Source organism: Arthrobacter sp. PAMC25564 (assembly GCF_004798705.1).
GTDB lineage: Bacteria > Actinomycetota > Actinomycetes > Actinomycetales > Micrococcaceae > Arthrobacter.
Window position 1 is genome coordinate 2,461,379 of the sequence record NZ_CP039290.1, and the last position, 17,060, is coordinate 2,478,438.

At 66.2% G+C, this 17,060-nt stretch carries 19 protein-coding genes and 1 riboswitch; of the genes, 12 read left to right on the plus strand and 7 right to left on the minus strand.

What is annotated here, in order from left to right:
* Positions 1-97: 97 nt before the first annotated feature.
* The 4 genes from E5206_RS11500 (at position 98) to E5206_RS11515 (ending at position 5,060) form a co-directional block, all read left to right on the plus strand.
* Positions 98-1,540, plus strand: a complete 1,443-nt coding sequence (locus E5206_RS11500; RefSeq protein ID WP_205759908.1) for a DHA2 family efflux MFS transporter permease subunit — start codon at positions 98-100, stop codon at positions 1,538-1,540.
* A complete protein-coding gene (gene lgt, locus E5206_RS11505) occupies positions 1,527-2,456 on the plus strand; it encodes a prolipoprotein diacylglyceryl transferase (RefSeq protein WP_136322591.1) in 930 nt (309 codons plus the stop codon). The genes E5206_RS11500 and lgt overlap by 14 nt, the downstream gene beginning before the upstream one ends.
* Complete coding sequence (locus tag E5206_RS11510; RefSeq protein WP_136322592.1) at positions 2,446-4,557, plus strand: transglycosylase domain-containing protein; 2,112 nt, start codon at positions 2,446-2,448, stop codon at positions 4,555-4,557. The genes lgt and E5206_RS11510 overlap by 11 nt, the downstream gene beginning before the upstream one ends.
* 305 nt (positions 4,558-4,862) lie before the next feature.
* Positions 4,863-5,060 carry a hypothetical protein gene (locus tag E5206_RS11515; RefSeq protein ID WP_346763446.1) on the plus strand — a complete coding sequence of 66 codons (198 nt, stop codon included), beginning with the start codon at positions 4,863-4,865 and terminating at the stop codon, positions 5,058-5,060.
* Between the two features lie 11 nt (positions 5,061-5,071).
* Here E5206_RS11515 and E5206_RS11520 read toward each other — a convergent pair whose 3' ends face one another.
* The 4 genes from E5206_RS11520 to trxA all read right to left on the minus strand — a co-directional run bounded on the left by E5206_RS11520 (position 5,072) and on the right by trxA (position 8,261).
* Positions 5,072-5,674 (minus strand): hypothetical protein, encoded by a 603-nt coding sequence (locus tag E5206_RS11520; RefSeq protein WP_136322593.1) that lies wholly within the window; start codon positions 5,672-5,674, stop codon positions 5,072-5,074.
* Positions 5,675-5,682: 8 nt separating this feature from the next.
* Positions 5,683-6,978, minus strand: a complete 1,296-nt coding sequence (locus tag E5206_RS11525) for an MFS transporter (protein WP_136322594.1) — start codon at positions 6,976-6,978, stop codon at positions 5,683-5,685.
* A 376-nt stretch (positions 6,979-7,354) separates the two neighbouring features.
* Positions 7,355-7,825 carry an OsmC family protein gene (locus E5206_RS11530; protein WP_136322595.1) on the minus strand — a complete coding sequence of 157 codons (471 nt, stop codon included), beginning with the start codon at positions 7,823-7,825 and terminating at the stop codon, positions 7,355-7,357.
* A 70-nt stretch (positions 7,826-7,895) separates the two neighbouring features.
* A complete protein-coding gene (gene trxA / locus E5206_RS11535) occupies positions 7,896-8,261 on the minus strand; it encodes a thioredoxin (RefSeq protein WP_136322596.1) in 366 nt (121 codons plus the stop codon).
* Between the two features lie 125 nt (positions 8,262-8,386).
* On the opposite strand from trxA, the gene E5206_RS11540 reads away from it, so the two are divergent.
* The 4 genes from E5206_RS11540 (at position 8,387) to E5206_RS11555 (ending at position 10,686) form a co-directional block, all read left to right on the plus strand.
* The gene (locus E5206_RS11540; RefSeq protein ID WP_136322597.1) at positions 8,387-8,701 is read left to right on the plus strand and encodes a rhodanese-like domain-containing protein; all 315 of its coding nucleotides are present in this window, start codon (positions 8,387-8,389) and stop codon (positions 8,699-8,701) included.
* Between the two features lie 155 nt (positions 8,702-8,856).
* Positions 8,857-9,159, plus strand: coding sequence for a rhodanese-like domain-containing protein (locus E5206_RS11545; RefSeq protein WP_136322598.1), 303 nt, complete (start codon positions 8,857-8,859; stop codon positions 9,157-9,159).
* A 157-nt stretch (positions 9,160-9,316) separates the two neighbouring features.
* A complete protein-coding gene (locus tag E5206_RS11550) occupies positions 9,317-9,925 on the plus strand; it encodes a rhodanese-like domain-containing protein (protein ID WP_136322599.1) in 609 nt (202 codons plus the stop codon).
* On the plus strand, positions 9,922-10,686 hold the full coding sequence (locus E5206_RS11555; protein WP_136322600.1) for a sulfite exporter TauE/SafE family protein: 765 nt from the start codon (positions 9,922-9,924) through the stop codon (positions 10,684-10,686). The genes E5206_RS11550 and E5206_RS11555 overlap by 4 nt, the downstream gene beginning before the upstream one ends.
* A gap of 96 nt (positions 10,687-10,782) precedes the next feature.
* On the opposite strand, the gene E5206_RS11560 is transcribed toward E5206_RS11555, so the two are convergent.
* Positions 10,783-10,938 carry a hypothetical protein gene (locus tag E5206_RS11560; RefSeq protein ID WP_168709239.1) on the minus strand — a complete coding sequence of 52 codons (156 nt, stop codon included), beginning with the start codon at positions 10,936-10,938 and terminating at the stop codon, positions 10,783-10,785.
* A gap of 166 nt (positions 10,939-11,104) precedes the next feature.
* On the opposite strand from E5206_RS11560, the gene E5206_RS11565 reads away from it, so the two are divergent.
* Complete coding sequence (locus E5206_RS11565) at positions 11,105-11,500, plus strand: STAS/SEC14 domain-containing protein (RefSeq protein WP_136322601.1); 396 nt, start codon at positions 11,105-11,107, stop codon at positions 11,498-11,500.
* Positions 11,501-12,545: 1,045 nt separating this feature from the next.
* On the opposite strand, the gene E5206_RS11580 is transcribed toward E5206_RS11565, so the two are convergent.
* Positions 12,546-13,745 carry an MFS transporter gene (locus tag E5206_RS11580; protein ID WP_240690178.1) on the minus strand — a complete coding sequence of 400 codons (1,200 nt, stop codon included), beginning with the start codon at positions 13,743-13,745 and terminating at the stop codon, positions 12,546-12,548.
* Positions 13,746-13,948: 203 nt separating this feature from the next.
* Entirely contained in the window at positions 13,949-15,358 is a 1,410-nt protein-coding gene (locus tag E5206_RS11585) for an MBL fold metallo-hydrolase (protein WP_136322603.1), read from the minus strand.
* Positions 15,359-15,549: 191 nt separating this feature from the next.
* Here E5206_RS11585 and E5206_RS11590 point away from each other — a divergent pair, with 191 nt between their 5' ends.
* The 3 genes from E5206_RS11590 to E5206_RS11600 all read left to right on the plus strand — a co-directional run bounded on the left by E5206_RS11590 (position 15,550) and on the right by E5206_RS11600 (position 17,043).
* Positions 15,550-15,807, plus strand: coding sequence for a metal-sensitive transcriptional regulator (locus tag E5206_RS11590; RefSeq protein ID WP_136322604.1), 258 nt, complete (start codon positions 15,550-15,552; stop codon positions 15,805-15,807).
* A 32-nt stretch (positions 15,808-15,839) separates the two neighbouring features.
* Positions 15,840-16,265 carry a DUF302 domain-containing protein gene (locus E5206_RS11595; protein ID WP_136322605.1) on the plus strand — a complete coding sequence of 142 codons (426 nt, stop codon included), beginning with the start codon at positions 15,840-15,842 and terminating at the stop codon, positions 16,263-16,265.
* A gap of 82 nt (positions 16,266-16,347) precedes the next feature.
* Positions 16,348-16,429: riboswitch (Fluoride riboswitch) on the plus strand.
* A gap of 20 nt (positions 16,430-16,449) precedes the next feature.
* On the plus strand, positions 16,450-17,043 hold the full coding sequence (locus E5206_RS11600; protein ID WP_240689667.1) for a hypothetical protein: 594 nt from the start codon (positions 16,450-16,452) through the stop codon (positions 17,041-17,043).
* Positions 17,044-17,060: the final 17 nt, after the last annotated feature.

Here is a 17,060-nt window from a genome sequence, read left to right on the forward strand (position 1 = left end):
GGGGTGGCTGTTCAGGGAGCCTGCGAGGCCGGACTGGATCCGCCGGCGGCCTGGAGCGCCGTGGCTGGTCGTGGCGACGGTATGCATTGGTGCGTTCATGGGCCAACTGGACGCCAGCATCGTGACGCTGGCGGTTCCGAGCATCAGGACCGACATGAAGGCCCCGCTTTCCCAGGTTGAGTGGGTGGCGCTGATCTATTTGCTGGTGTTGGTGGGGAGTATCTCCGCTATTGGCCGTCTGGCGGACATGCTGGGTCGAAAGCTGCTGTACGTCTACGGGTTCGCCCTGTTCACGCTCGCTTCGCTTGCGTGTGGGCTTGCCCCTGACATCACCTGGCTTCTCGTGGCCCGGGCGGTTCAGGCGGTGGGCGCGGCCATGCTCCAGGCCAACAGTGTGGCGTTGATCCGGACCAGCATGCCGGCCGGAAAGCTCGGCAAGGCTATCGGCCTTCAGGGTGCGGCGCAGGCCGTCGGGCTGGCCATGGGCCCGTCGGTCGGCGGCCTGCTCATCGGCGCAGGAGGGTGGCGGTGGGTGTTTTTCGTCAACATCCCTGCGGGGATCATCGGCATACTGCTGGGCTGGTTCCTCCTCCCGCGCACCCATATCAAGGCCCCCCGGACCGGGATGGACTGGCTGGGACTGGTGTTTTTGATGCCCGCCGTCGGGGCCCTGCTTCTGGCGCTGTCCGAGGCGTCCAGGCTCGGGTTTGGCAGCCTGATTGTCCTGGCGCTGCTGGTATCGTCGCTGATTCTTTGCATCCTTTTTGTCTTATGGGAGCGCCGGACAGCACACCCGCTGGTGGACCTTTCCCTGTTCAGGACGGGAACGTTCAGCCGGGGCATCGCGACGGGTTTGCTGAGTTATCTGGTGCTCTTCGGGATCCTTTTCGTGACACCGTTGTATCTGGAATCGGCGCATTCCCTTCCGTCAGCACAGGCGGGCCTGCTCTTGACGGTCCTTCCCGTCGCCCTGGCCCTCGTGGCGCCCGTTGCGGGGATGATGGCGGACAGGTTCGGCGTCCGTGTGCCGACGTCTACCGGCATGGGCCTGACCGTGGCTGCGCTTGTCATACTGGGTCTTTCGTCAGGCAACTTGTGGGCCATGGGTGCCGCCCTGGCAGTCATGGGACTGGGTCTGGGGCTGTTCACTCCGGCCAACAACGCAGCCGTTGCAGCGGCCGGCCATGACCACCAGGCGGGAATGGTCAGCGGAGTGTTGAACATGACCAGAGGAGTGGGAACCTCCCTGGGCGTCGCGCTCGGGGCCGTCGCCTACTCGTTGGCCGCCGGCGTCAGCGGCGGCGCGGCGGGGCCGGCCTCCTCCGCGCTCGGCTTCCGGATGGCCGTGGCGCTTTTTGCCGTCCTGGGCGTGGTCGCCGCAGTGCTCTCACTCCTTGGCCGGCAGCTCCCGGCCCAAAGGCGCCCGGGGGGAGTGCTCCGGCTCCGGGGGATCCGCCCGGCCGGTCCCCGGGACCGGCCACGCATACTTCCGCCCCGAACCACTCCCGACAGGATCCTTCCCCGCTATGACTGCCAGTGAATCCTTCATTCCGTCCCCGACCGTCAGCGCCTTCCAGATGGGCCCGCTGACCATCCACTTCTATGCCCTCTGCATCATGGCCGGCATCGCTGTGGCCGTCTGGCTCGGATCCCGCCGCTGGGCGGCCCGCGGCGGCCACCCTGGTCAGGTGCTGGACATCTGCCTGTGGGCTATCCCGGCAGGGATTATCGGCGGCCGGATCTACCATGTCATCACCGATCCTGAACTGTACTTCCTTCCCGGCAGGAACCCCTGGAACGCGTTCGCCATCTGGGACGGCGGCCTGGGGATCTGGGGCGCGATCGCCCTGGGGTGTCTGGGTGCCTGGATCGGCTGCCGCCGGGCAAACGTCCCATTGGTTGCCTTCCTGGACTCGGTGGCACCGGGTGTGCTCTTTGCCCAGGCGCTGGGCCGGTGGGGGAACTGGTTCAACAACGAGCTCTACGGGGATCCGACCGCACTGCCGTGGAAACTTCAGATCCACCAGATGGACACCGCCACCGGATCTGTGCTCACCGACGCCTCCGGTGCCCCGGTCGTCCTCGGCTATTTCCAGCCCACGTTCCTGTACGAATCCCTCTGGTGCGTGGCGGCCGGATTCCTGATCCTGTACCTTGACCGGCGATTCAGCCTCGGCGCCGGGAGCGTCTTCGCGCTCTATGTCGCGGGCTACACCGCCGGACGGTTTGTCTTTGAACTGATGCGCTCCGACTACGCCAACCTGATCCTGGGGCTCAGGGTGAACACCTGGGTCGCGGCACTGATCTTCCTGGCGGGCACCGTCGGATTTGTGCTGCTGTACCGCCCTGAACGTTCTGTCGCCATCCGCGCCGCCGACGCCGCCGGGCAACCGCCGTCGTCCGGCCCGTGGCCGAAACCAGAGTCCACGCCGAAGGAACACGCCGATGCTCAGTAAGGACTCACAATGGCGGAAAATCCTCTCCTTCGTTGTTGCCGGCGTACTCTGCGGCGTCCTGGCCGCGGGACTTTTCCTTCCCGGGGCCGCGGTTGCGGGAACAGTCGTGAGCAATTCGATCGGCATGTTTGACCGGCTGCCTGATGAGCTGGACATGAACGCACCGCCCCAGTCCTCGACGGTGCTGGCCAACGACGGGTCCGTGATTGCCACCTTCTACGCGGAAAACCGGGTACCCGTGGCACTGGAGAAGATGTCCCCGTTCATCCGGGACGGCATCGTCTCCATCGAGGACGCACGTTTCTACCAGCACGGCGGAATCGACACCACCGGGATCCTCCGGGCCCTCGTGGTGACCGCCCAGGGCGGCCGCCAAGGCGCCTCGACTATTACGCAGCAGTACGTGAACAACATGATCATCGAATCCCTCGTTGCCCAGGGCAAAGGCGACCAGGTCAAGCTCGGCTCCGCCAAAACCGTCGGCGACAAGCTACGGGAAATGAAGCTCGCCATTGCCCTGGAGACCAAATACTCCAAGGACCAGATCCTGCAGGGCTACCTGAACGTCGTCTATTTCGGCAACGGCGCCTACGGCATCGACGCCGCAGCCAAAGAATACTTCAACGTCCCGGCGAGTGGCCTCACGCTGCCCGAAGCCGCAGCGCTGGCCGGCGTCGTGAACAGCCCCGTCTACTACGACCCTCTCACCCAACCAGACCACGTCGTGGCCCGCAGGAACGAAGTCCTGGACAAAATGCTCCAGCAAGGACATATCACCGCGGCCGAGCATGACGCGGCGACGAAAGCGCCGATCGGTCTGAACGTCCATCCGAGCAGCCAGGGCTGTTTCGGTGCGGTGGCGGCACCGTATTTTTGCGACTACATCCAGCGGCTGATCCTTAACGACCCGGCCTTCGGGGCCGATGAGACTGCCCGCAAAAAACTCCTGTATCTGGGCGGGCTCACCATCCGCACGACACTGGACCCCAAGCTTCAAAAGGTGGCCCAGGACCAGGTCAACGCGTCCATGCCTGCCGCCGATCCCCTGCAGCGCGGTTCCTCGCTCGTCAGTGTCCAGCCCGGCACCGGCAAGGTGCTGACCATGGCGCAGAACACCGTTTACAACCCCGCTACGGCGCCCGGAAACTACACCGGAAACTTCGCATTGCCGGAGAAGGACGCCACCGGCCAGCCGCTCGACGGCGCGGGCGGGTTCCAGATCGGGTCCACCATGAAACCGTTCATCTTCGCCGAGTGGCTCAACTCCGGAAAATCAATGGCCACCCAGCTGGACGGATCGGTTCGCGTCTACAGGGCCGGCTACCCCTGGAAAAACTCCTGCGGCACCACCACAGGCTCCTATGACCCTGCCCTCGGCCAGACCCCGCTGCCGAACGACGACCCTGACCACTACTACCGGATGAGCGTCCTGCAGGGCCTGTACCAGTCCATCAACACCATCACCTTCCAGTCCGCTGCCCAGCTGGATTTCTGCAACATCCAGAAGATGGCGACGGCGGCAGGAGTCGCGAACGGGCACACGAACCAGCCCTACGACCTGTCCAGCATCGCCAGCCTGATCGGCACCCAGGACGTCGCTCCGCTGTCCATGGCCAACGCCTACGCCACGTTCGCCGCGAAGGGAGTGCATTGCGACCCGATCGCCCTGGACTCGGTGACGGGTCCGCACGGACGGAACTATCCCGTGCCTGGCGCGGACTGCCGGCAAGCTATCGACCCTGATGTCGCCGCCGGCGTCACCTACGCACTCAAGAACGTGCTCACGAAAGGCTCCGGCTACAATATCCCGGTCAACAAGAGCTATGACATCTTCGCCAAAACCGGCACCACCGACGGAAACTCCATGACCTGGACCGTCGGTGCCACCTCGGGCATATCCACGGCCTCATGGTTCGGAAGCTACCAAGGCATTGGTCCACGCTGGGTCAACCAGAACGTCACGATCAACGGAAAATACTATGCCGCCGTCGACGGGGCCGATATTGCAGGCGGCCAGTGGGGGCGTCTGATGAACGCCGCGGCGCCGCAGTTCTCCACAGCACCCTTCGCCTTGCCGCCGGCTGCCATGCTGGGACGATGAGGCTGGCCGGTACAGCCACGACCAGATACGCCGGGACCGTGGCGGCTGCAAGCGAGCTCCGTGCCGGCCACCACAGGATGTTGCCGGGCCAAAGGCTGGCCCCGCTGTAATTGAAGGAGCCGTTATGCCGAACACCGAATTTTCGAACGATATATCGGAAGGCCAGACCGTGCGGGGCGTTCTGGTCCACTTCGCTGGACCGGCCGGGAGGGCCGGGCTCGCTGCAGCGCGCGGCTAACGCAGTGGCAGCCCTCGCTCCGGGTGTCCCTGTGGAGGTCGTTGTCCAGGGGCCGGGAGTGGTTCTGTTGGCCACAGCTTCAACGCTGGGAGAGTCCATCAGCGAAGCCCTCGGCCAGGGCATCCGGATCCTTGCCTGCGGGAACAGCCTGCGTTCGGTGGGGCGGACGCCGGGGGAGCTTCTTCCCGGTGTCGATTCCGTGCCGGCGGCCATTGCCCATCTGGCGGCGCGGCAGTGGGAAGGCCGGGCCTACATCCGCCTGTGATGCCGGTGCCATCAGGCGTCGGGGCCGCCCGACGGACCGGGTTTGGTGGGAAAGAGCGGCCGGCAGGTAGTGCACACATCGCCTGTCTCTCCATCGGCGGAGGGTGATACGGCTTTCCGCTCGAGTTCGAGGCGCTCCCGCAGCGCCCAGCCCAACAAGGCCAGGGAGAGAAGTGCGAAGGCGGGCTGGATCACCCCCGTCAGCACTGCGGGGGCAGAGCCGGCGAACAGACTAGCGGCTAGGGTCCCCTGGCCGGTGGAGGTTGCGATCACCAGTCCGGTAAGGCCAAGCACCGGCCAACGGGTGTCGCAAACGGTGGCCTCGGCACCGATAGGTGCGCCGAGGTAGCTGCCGAGCACCAGTCCCGTCAGGAGTGATCCGGCTGTGACAATCAGGACATTCCACCAAGCGGCACCGGTGGCTGTCGTCATATCGTTCAGTGAGACGACAACAGCCGCGGCGGCGCTAGCAGCGATACCAGTGGCGGCCGCCCGTGACCACTGCCAGCTGCGGAGTTGGCGCCAGTCACGGCCCAGGGAATCCAGCCGTGCATGAATCCTTCCACGGCCGGCCTCGGCCAAGATTTCTTGCTCGATCCGGCTGTTCCTATCCATGTCGGCTCCTAGCTGGTCACGGGTTTTGCGTGCGCCGATGCGCGGCGGCCGTGCAGCAAGGTCCAGATGACCACGACAGCCACCAGGGCCATCGCGAGGAAACCCAGTCCGGAGTAGCCCACCGAGGCCAGGACCGGGCCCGCCAGGGCCCCGCCGAGAGCGCCGGCAGCATTCATGCTCAAATCCGAGAGGCCCTGGATGGCGGGCCGGTCCTGGATGTGGACCGATTCCGCGACCATGGCAGAACCTGCCACTACCGAAGCCGACCATCCGAGTCCGAGCAGGACGAGGCTGACCGTGACTCCGGTGCGGGAGTCCGCTGCGACACCGGCGATCAGCAGGGAGGCCAGAAGCATGGCCTGGCCAAGCAGCACGACGCGCAGCCTGCCGGCTTTGTCCGCCAGCCACCCGAAGACGGGGGAGAGGGCGTACATCCCCGCGATGTGCAGGCTGATGGTGAAGCCTACGATTACCAGGCTTGCTCCGTGTTCGCGCAGGTGGACCGGGGTCATGGACATCAGCGCCACCATCGTGGCGTGGCTGAGTGCGACGGCGGCCACCGCGTAGCGCGCCCCCGGGTTGCTGCGCAGTATCAGGGAGCCGCTCCGTGGCCGGGGCGCCTCGACGCTTAGCTCGCGCAGCGACATCGCCGCCAGCAGCGGGTCGGGGCGCAGCCCGGTCAGGTACACGAGGGCCGCGGCCAGCTGCGCGGCCACGGAGAAGGCGAAGGCGCCCGTCAGGGGCGGCAGGCCGAGCACGGAGCCCACGGCTTCGCCCGGACCGAAGAGGTTGGGGCCAAGCACTGCCCCGATGGTGGTGGACCAGACGACGATCGAGAGGTCCCGCGCCCTGGTGCCGGGCCGGGCAAGGTCAGTGGCGGCGAACCTGGCCTGCAGGTTGACCGCGGAACCCGCCCCGAGCAGCATCAAACCAAGCAGCAGCAGGGGAAAGACCGACACCGAGGCCGAGGTAATGGCAATGACGGCGCCGGTTCCGGCGATGAGCGCCCCGGTGGAGAGCGACATCCGCCGTCCCCGGGCGACCGCGAGCCGGGCAAGGGGCACGGCAGCGACGGCCGCCCCGAGGGTGCTCATCGTGGCGGCCATGCCCGACCATGCCGGCGATCCGGAAAGCTGTGCCGCGAGCAGGGAGCCGAGGGACAACGTCGCGCCCATCCCGATCCCGCCAAGGATCTGGCCGCCGACCAGCACGGAGACCACTTTGCGCTGAGGCGGGACGCCAACGGCGTGGCCGGCCAGGGAAGCGAGGGGCGGTCGTCCTGTGGACCCGGGAGTTGTTACCATTATCCCAGTCTTCCAGATACCCCAAGGGGTATGCAAGAGGATCCCGCGGGGCTTGGCAAGCGATACCCCTGGGGGTATTATTGATTGTGTAGCCACCCCATCCGAGGAGTCAAAATGTGCAGTCCCGTCCGTTGCAACAAATGTGGAAAGATCACCTGGGCCGGCTGCGGCGAGCATGTCGAATCGGTCATGGCCGACGTTCCGGTGGAACAGCGCTGCACCTGCGGCTGACCCGACGGTCCAGGACCTGCCCGGCAATCCGTCCCCGGAGCCCGGGGACGCGTTGCCGGGAACTGCGGGCCACTTGAGGCCGGTGGAAGCAGTGGAGCGATCGGACACACCGTGGCGATTTTCTCGGCCGCGGCCGGCTTGTGACCTATGGGTTTACGTTTGGGCGTCCGTGGTCGCCGGCGGAGACCACCGAAATCTCAGGGGCTGTTATCAGTGAGTTGTGCACGGTGCAGTGCGACGCGACGGCGAGCAGAGCCCCGCGCCGCTCGGCGGGCACGCCTGCGGGGATGGTAAGGCGCACCTCGATCCGGGCGACGCGGGCAGGGCGTGAGCCCATGCTGAAACCCGCCTCCACGGCCAGGCCGTCGGTGGGCAGGTTGTGCCGGTCCAGGTAGCGGCGGGCGTAGAACGCAACGCATCCTGCGAGGCTCGCAATGAACAGCTCCGTCGGGGTGGGGCCGGTATCCTCCCCGCCGTCGCTGGCTGGCTGGTCAGTCCTGATGATGTGACCGCGGACATTGATGTCGAAGCGGTCACCGCCCTGGTGTACGACGCGTACTGGCTGGATAACGTCGGACCCAAGGCCGAGGGCTGTGATGACTGGTTCGCTGCTCATGTGTGCTTCTCGATCCGTCGGTTTGGCATGCTGCCCCGGGGCCCGGGACGGGGCTGGGTCCGGTGGTTTCCTAGGATGCCGGGGAGGCTGCCAATTTCGCCCGGACCTCTTCCATGTCCAGTTCCTTGATGCCGTTGATGAGCTGCTCCAGCCCGCTCGCGTTCATCGCCCCCGGCTGGGAGAAGACGAGGATCCCTTCCCGGAAGGCCATCAGAGTGGGGATGGAGGTGATACGGGCGGCCGCGGAGAGGCCGGGCTCGGCCTCAGTGTCCACCTTCGCGAAGACGACGTCCAGGTGGCTGTCCGATGCTTTGCTGAACGTGGGGGCAAACATCCGGCAGGGGCCGCACCAGGCTGCCCAGAAGTCCACCAGTACGATGTCGTTGCCGGCGATGGTGCCGTGGAAGGTCTTTTCGGAAATGTCGATGGTTGCCATGGCAAAATAATATACCCTAGGGGGTATTCAGGCAAGATGGGCGTTGATTTGCATTTATACCCCCGGGGGTATCATGATGGAAGGGGAGATGCCCCGGCTCCCGGATACCACAAGAGGACACCGGCATGAAGAGCATTTCAGTGAACGACCTGGCCGCACTCGGGCCTGATGTTTCCATCATCGACGTCCGGGAAGAGGCGGAGTACTCGGAGGCCTGGGTCCCGGGAACCAGGAACATTCCACTCTCGCGCTTCCAGCAGTCCCTCGGTGACGTTCCGATCGGGCGGACGGTCTATGTAATGTGCGCTTCCGGTGGCCGCAGTTCCCGTGCTACGGCACACCTTGCGGGGGAAGGCTACGACGCGGTGAATGTCATGGGTGGCATCACCGAGTGGTACCGCAACGGGCACCCGGTCAAGTACCAGGCCGGCGGCAAGTGAGCATGCCCTCCACCGTCAGCCCCCAGAAGCCCACCCTGCAGGAAATCCGCACACTCTTCCCGCGCCTGACCTAGGCTGGCCCCGGCCTTTTTCCTCGGCAACCCGCAGTCCATATTTTTCACCGCAACAGCCCGTCCAACCGAAAGGTCCAGCCCATGGAAATGACCCCACAGCAGCTCGCGGAACAGCTCAAGAGCGGCAGTGAAGTCCAGATTTTTGATGTCCGCGAATCAGCTGAAGTCGCCGGAGGGATGATCCCCGGTGCAAGGCACATTGCCTTGGGCGAACTGGCCGGCCGCCTCAATGACCTGGACAAGTCCCGACCCGTCATCGCCGTGTGCCGCAGCGGGCGCCGCAGTGCCGCTGCTGCGGACCAGTTGGCAGCCGCAGGCTTCACTGCCTACACCGTGCCCGGCGGGATGCTCGACTGGTCAGCCGCGGGCCTCCCCACCGGCTGACCCCATCAGACCGCCCGGGCGGCATGCCCCCACGTGCCGCCCGGGCTTCCACTTGCCCGGGCCGTGTCCTTGACATGGCGAACCAGGCGGTGGACGGCGGCTACCCGCAAGCACGGGGCCGCCACCCGAAATGCTCCAAGTTATACCGAAAGAGATCATGACTTCCTTGAATACGACCAATGCCGTTGATTCCGCTCCTAAGTCCATCGATGCCTCGACCCTGAAGACCTGGGAAGAAAACCACGACGATCTGATGATCATCGACGTGCGCAGCGGCGCAGAGTTCGATGCCATGCATATCAAGGGCTCCTACCATGTGCCGCTGGCTATGCTCAGCGAACACACGGAAGAATTCGCGGCAAAAATGGGCACCCGCGTGGTCCTCGTCTGCCAGTCGGGCAACCGGGCCGAGCAGGCCCGCAAACACCTGGATTCCGTCGGTCTGGCCAGTGCCAGTGTCCTGTCCGGGGGTGTCCCCGCCTACGCAACCGCAGGCGGCAACGTTGTCCGCGGCCGTGGCCCCTGGGCCCTGGAACGCCAGGTCCGCATGACCGCGGGCTCCCTGGTGCTCGCCAGCATCGTCGCGTCGAAATTCGTCTCGCCGAAGCTGGGCCTGGTTGCCGGCGGCATCGGGGCGGGCCTGACGTTCTCCGCAGCGACCAACAGCTGCGCGATGGGCCAGATGCTCTCCAAGATGCCGTGGAACCGCTCCGCCAACGAGCCCACCGCGCACCAGGCCCTGCAGAACCTGGGCGCGAAGGCATGATCATCACCGCGGCGGCGTTCGGGCTCATCGTCGGCGGCCTGCTGGGCCTGGTCGGGGGTGGCGGATCCATTCTCGCCGTCCCCGCCCTGGTCTATGGCGTGGGGCTGCCGCTTGCCGCGGCGATCCCGACGTCGCTGGCCGTCGTCGGCGTTTCCTCCGCCGTCGCGGTGCTGCCCCGGCTGCGGACCGGGGTGAACTGGAGGCTGGCACTGATCATCGGCGCCGCAGGAACCGCCACCGCCTACCTCGGTGCCATGGTCAACCGGCTCCTGGACCCAAAGATCCTGCTGCTGGCCTTCGCCGCCATCATGGTCTTCGCCGGCATCCGGATGCTGATGCCGTCCACATCCTCCGGCGGCGCCTGCGCACTGCCCGGAGGCGGCATCAACTGGCGTAGCTGCCTGCCCAAGGCCATCGCCACCGGTGCCGTCGTGGGCTTCCTGACCGGATTGCTCGGCGTGGGCGGCGGCTTCCTGATCGTCCCGGCGCTCACCCTGGTGCTCGGGCTCCCGATGGCGCTGACCGTGGGGACGTCCCTGGTCATCATCGTCATCAACTCCGCCGCCGGCTTCGCAGCGCACCTGGGTGACCTGCAGATCGACTGGGCCGTCACGGCAGCGTTCGCGGTAACCGCGATGGCCGCGTCACTCGCGGCCGGACGGATCGGCACCAGCATTCCGGATAAGGCACTCAAGCGCGGTTTCGGGATTCTGGTCCTGGTCATCGCCGCTTACGTCGCGGTGCAGGCGCTCCTCTCCTGAGAGTGACCGCAACGGGACAAAGAAAGCGCCGGAGGACATGCCCTCCGGCGCTTGTCTATTTCGCAACGTGTGTGCCTGGGTACTGGCAGGTTCGAGCTACCGTCCGAACAGCTTCGCGAAGAAGCCCTTGCCGGTCGACTTTTCCTGCTCGTGCCCCCGGCAGCGCTGGGAAGCCGGAACCCCGCGCATGACCTGGTCAACGTGCTGGCCGCAGCCCGCCCACGTCGTCTTCTGGCACTTCTTGCATGTCACTGCACGGCACATCTGGTTGCTCCCTTGCATAAATGGATTATCCGAGAAGTATACCCCATGGGGTATTTTTGGGGGAATACTTCCCATTGCAGATGGGGCGGCAGTCCGGCGTGCCGGGGCGGCTGCAGCCTTCGAAAGAGTAGCGTGTCGTGCCTAGGGGGATGTCGTGGAAGAAGTCCTGATTGCAGGCGGGAAAGGGCGGCTCGGTGTCAGCGGGGCAGGGTTTCTTCACCTGTTCTGGACGCCCGGTTCACAGGTCGACCTTGATGACGCCATGAAGTCCATCGAGAAGATGCAGGGCCTGGGCGCAGGCCTGGCGCTGCCTCTCCTGGTCGAAATCTCTGATGTGACCATGAGTGCCGCGGCGAGGGGCGCCTTTGAACGGGCCGAGGCCGTCTTGGCTGTGGCTATGGTGGGATCCACCGTCGTCGACAAGGTTCTGGCGGCCGCCCTGGGACGGCATGGCTTCTGTCCGCACGCCTACTTCACCTCGCGCGCGGAGGCAATTGAATGGCTGGATAGTCTCGTCTCGTCACAGGGCCGCGGGTTGCGCCAGGCATAGCGTCTCCCTCTCTGATTTGCCAGGGGGTGCGGGCGTCGTGACCCGCGTCCGCCTCCTCCAAGGGCATCCTCTTGATTGCACTGCGCATCGGGAGGATCGTTGGCCCTGCGGGACGACGTCGGGACGCCGCCGGCAGGGCTGAAGACCATGAGGCGTTCGGAGACAACGCCCGGGACGTGCACGCTGATGTGCTGCGGCGGGCATCCGAAGCCGGGGTGACTGTCACCGGTGAAGTGACAGCGGGGCATCCCGCGGAGGTGCTCCTGAAGGCTGACGGCAGGTGCCAGGCCCTCAGGGGCCCTCATCCGCGCAGGCAACCCGGCTTCTGGAGACTATCGGCCCCAATGCGGTTCCCCTGAAGCGGACCGGGCTCGCGGTGCGCATCCTGAGGAAACTCTGGGCGCCGGTGCCCTGGATGCTGGAGGCAACAATTGTCTTTGAGCTCGCACTCGCCAAGTCGCTCGACTCGCTCATTATTCTGGCGGTCCTGAGCCTGAATACGGCACCGGGAATTATCCAGGAGAAGCGGTCCGAGGCGGCAGTCGATCTGTTGCGAACCCGGCTGGAGGTCAATGCCCGGGTGTTGCGTGACGGGACGTGGACTCTGCTGCCGGCCGCCCGGGTGGTTCCCGGCGACGTCATCGGCGGTTCCGTGGCCTTGCTCTGGGCTTCAGGGCAGCGGTGGCCCGGAGGCGGACTTGACCAGCTGCGCACCGTTATCTTCCTGACGCTCGTCTTCAGCAGCCAGATCACGAGCTATGTCGTGCGCACAGCGCGGCCGGCGTGGACGGACCGGCCCTCCAGATTGTTGGTGGCTGCATGGGTGATTGATATCGCGACCGCGGCGGGCGGGTTCATCGTGGACCTCCTGAAGGTACCGGCCTTCCGAAAGCTGAAGCTCCACGTCCACCGGGGCCCGGCCCCGCCGGCTGCCGCACCCGCTTCACCGGCGTCTCCCAGCAAAACCGTTGCGGCGGCTGATGGGGGACACTATCGGTCCTCGCCGAGGACGTTGCCGCCGCCGGACCGGCGTCAGTGCGGTACCCTAAATTGCGGGTTTGTGGTCGGTGCCGCGCATCCGTACAGCCACGATGATTCCCGACAGTGCGGTGAGGACACCCACGACGGCGACCGCCGCCGGGATGCCGTAGGCATCGGCGAGGATGCCGGCGAGGAGTGCGCCGACGGCGAATCCGCCGTCGCGCCACAGCCGGTAGATCCCTACCGAGCGGGCACGCCAGACCGGGTGCGCGACGTCGCCGATGGCGGCCAGCAGGGTGGGGTAGACCATGGCGGTGCCGGCGCCGAGCAGGACCGCGGCGGCGAGCCAGATCCCGAAGCCGGTCCCGAAGGCGACCATCACCAGTGCCACGGCCTGGACGAGCATGCCTCCCACGATCAGCCGTTTCCGGCCGTGCTTGTCTGACAATGCCCCGGTGATGAGCTGGCCTGCGCCCCAGACGGCGGGGTAGACGGCGGCGAGGATGCCGATTTTTTCGATGGTCAGTCCCGCGGCGGCGAACAGGACGGGGAAAAGCCCCCAGGCGAGGCCGTCGTTGAGGTTGTTCACCATGCCGGCCTGGCTGACCGAGGACAGCGACTTGTCCCGGAAGCTGGTGAGGGTGAAGACCTGCCCGTTGCTCAGCTCGGCATGGGCGCCGGCATGGGCGGCGGTGTGGTTGGCGGCCTCGAGCCGGGCATGGCCCCGGGTTTCCTTCACCGCGAAGACCGAGAGGCTGAGCCCGAGGGCGATGTAGGCGGCGCCGAGCAGGAACGGTCCGGGCCGGAGCCCGTAGCTGGCGGCGATGTAGCCGGTGGCGAGGGCGGTGCCGGCGACGCCGAGGTAGCCGGCGGCCTCGTTGAAGCCCATGGCCATGCCGCGGCGGGAGGGGCCGACGAGGTCCATCTTCATCACCACGGTGGTGGACCAGGTCAGGCCCTGGCTGATGCCCAGGACGACGTTGGCAGCGACGATCCATCCCCAGGACGGTCCGACAATCAGCAGCAAAGGTACAGGAAGTGCAATGAGCCAGCCGGCGGTGAGCACGGGCTTGCGGCCGTAGCGGTCCGAGAGCGTGCCGGCGAAGTAGTTGGTGCCAGCCTTGGCCAGCCCGAACGCCAGGATGTACGTCAGCGCGGACGTATAGAGGTCCAGGTGGAAGACCTGCCCGGCCAGCAGGGGCAGCACCGTGCGTTCCTGCCCGAGGGTCCCGCCAACAAGCGCATTGACGGCGACCAGGAGCATGAACTGGGCCAGGTTCTGCCGCAACCCCAGCGAGACGCCGGGGCGTTGTGGGTTTTCCCGTCGGACTGCGCGGTCTTGGGGTGTTGGGGCATTACCGGGCGTCATCTGTGTACTCCGCTTGTCCGGGACACGCGTTGGCGGCGGCCCGGTGTCCCGGACCGCCGCCAACGCATGTCAATCAATTACTTCAGGTGCTGCCATGATCAGCTGCTGGAAACGGATTCCCGCGACTGCTGCCAGGCGGCCCAGCCTGCGTAGCTGCCGTCGAGCTCGACGACGTCGTAGCCGGCGCGGCGCAGTGCGCTGGCCGCGACGGAGTTCCGGACCCCGCTCTGGCAGTAGGAGACGATGGTGCCCTCGGTCGGGAGCTCATCGAGGTTCCACATCACGCGGCCGCCGCTGAGCTGGTGGGAGCCGGGGATGTGTCCGGCGGCGTGTTCGGTGCGGTTGCGGACGTCCAGGACCATCGCGGCGTCGAACCCCTCGAGTTCTTCGGGCTGGATCAGCTTCGGGGTGCTGGCAGGAAGGCCTTCGAGGCTGGTGAGGTAGCCGGCGACGTTGTCGATGCCGACCCGGACCAGGTGGTCCCACATCTCCTGCGCGGCCGCCTGGTCCGGAGCCAGCAGCACGAGCGGGTTTTTGTCCGTTTCCGGGTTGACCACCCAGGCGCCGAAGCTGGCCGTGGACTTGCCGGCCGGGACGTTCAGGGAGCCGGTGACGGTGCCCTCGTGGACTTCGGTGTTGGAACGGGTGTCGACGAAGGTTGCCGTGTCCGCGGCGAGGCCGGCCACGACATCGGCGGTGGCGAGTTCCTCAAGAGGGGTCCGTTCGCCCATTACGGCGGGGCCTTCGCGGTTTTCGCGTTTCATCCGGCCGAAGTAGGCGTGCGCGTCGGGCTGGCCGTCGAGGAGTTCGTTGATGAAGCCCTGCTCGTCGTTGGCGGCCAGGTACGGGCCCCACCAGGCGTAGAGCCGTTCGTAGCCGACCGTGCTGGAGGGGATGGCACCCAGGGCCTTGCCGCAGGCGCTTCCGGCGCCGTGGCCGGGGTGGACCTGGACGTGGTCCGGCAGGGCCAGGAACTTCTCGCGCAGGCTGGTGAAGAGCTGCTTGGCGCCAGCGAAGCGGGTGTCCACGCCACCGGCTGCCTCATCGAGCAGATCCGGGCGGCCCAGGTCCCCGGAGAAGACGAAGTCACCGGAGAGCAGGTAGCCGGGGGTGTCGGCGAACGCACCGTCAGTGATCAGGAACGACAGGTGCTCCGGGGTGTGGCCGGGGGTGTGCAGGGCCTTGACGGTGATGTTGCCAAGGGTAATTTCGTCGTTGTCATTGAGGCGTTCGGCCTCGAAGCGGTACTGCCAGTCGGTGCCGCCCTCACCGGAGACGTAGGCGGTGGCGCCGGTCGCAGCGGCCAGTTCACGGGTGCCGGAGAGGAAGTCGGCGTGGATGTGGGTCTCGGTGACGGCCACGATCTTCATGCCGTTCGCTGCAGCCAGGGACTGGTACACAGCGATGTCGCGGCGGGGGTCGACGACGAGTGCCTCGCCCTTGGCCTGGCAGCCGATGAAGTAGCTGGCCTGGGCGAGGTCTTCGTCGTAGATGCGCTCGATAAGCATGGGACTCCTTCGTTGGGCGGTGGGGGAGTTTCCGGGAGCGGATCCTCCGTTCCTCTAATCACAACGATAATACCCCCAGGGGTATATTGCAAGCGATCGATGTCGGATCGGACACTGAATGTCCACCGCTAGCCGTTATACCCTCCGGGGTATAGAATTGGCAAAGTGCCCGCCCACCTTTGGAGTCCGCCATGGAACTTGATTCGACAGAACTCACCCCCGTCATCAACCGGCTCAAGCGCGCCCAGGGACAGCTCGCCGCCGTCACGCGCATGTTGGAGGAGGGCAGGGACTGCAAGGACATCGTCACCCAGCTCGCAGCTGTCTCGAAGGCTTTGGACCGGGCAGGCTTCGCCATCATCGCCAGCGGCCTTGAGCAGTGCCTGGTCCGCGGGGATGCGAGCATGGACACCAAGGACCTGGAAAAACTTTTCCTCTCCCTCGCCTGAGGCACGCCGCCACTAACCATGCAGGAGCATCCATGAGCTACACGCATACCGTCACTGTCCCGCTGGCCTGGGACGAGGCAGTGCAGCGCACCCGCGAGGCCCTCGCCGGACAGGGTTTCGGCATTCTCTCGGAGATCAATGTCCGTACCACGTTTGAGGCCAAACTCGGCGCCGGTGCCGGCGAGGACCTCGGCGACTACGTGATCCTGGGCGCCTGCAACCCGGCACTGGCAAGCAGGGCACTCTCCGCAGAGCCGGACATGGGCGCCTTGCTGCCCTGCAATGTCGTCGTCCGCCGCGGCAAAGACGCTGCCGAAACAACCGTCCAGGCCATCGACCCGCAGACCATGGTCACACTCAGCGACAGCCCGGCCGTCCGCGACGTCGCCAACGACGCCGATGCCCGCCTCCGGGCAGCCCTGGCCTCCGTTAGCGGCGCCGGCACTCCGGGGAACTGAAACGTTCATCCTCTGGACTGCGCTCGCGGAACCCATGCTCTGTGAAAACTGCTGCCCGGTCCGGTCCCTGCGGGTTTAGCCTTGTTGTAACGGTGATGGATCCCACCGGGACCGGTTGAATTGCGGTCCGGACTGCCGGCATGGCTGATGGTTCCTGCCCGAACTGAACGGCAGGAGTTGGGTCGTGGCAGGGATTCGAAAGGGGCTGGCAGGCCCGGAGGCATGGGAGCGGGACAGGCCCGCCGGTTCGTTGTTGCCCGTAGGCCCGTTGGAACTTTCCCTGGAGGAAGTACGCCAGTTGTGGTCCTTCGTCCACGGGGACATCATGGACGGCAGCATGCGCCGGCTCTTGCGCGCCTCGCTCGGGTTGTGTCCCCGACACACCTGGGCCCATGCCGTGGTGGAAATCGAGCTGTGGAAGGCCGGTGCCGGCGCCCGCGGCGCGCACCCCGCCGACCGGGTCCGGGCCGGCATCCGGACCGCGTCCGCGACGGCGGTCCTGATCAAATCCAACCAGGCCGGAACCGTGAGCGAAACCTTCGACACCCTCACCGCCGCAGCCGGCGGAGGGTTCGGGGCCATGGTCTCGCACCGCTCCGGGGAAACCGATGATACCTTCGTGGCGGACCTCGCCGTCGGTTCCGGCTGCGGACAACTCAAATCCGGGGCACCGGCCCGCGGGGAACGTGTTGCCAAGTACAACCGGCTCCTCGAGATCACCGATGAGTATCCGGAGCTGCTCTACGGTCCCACCGGCACCCACCTCAACGACCAGTAGACACCGACCGACAGGAG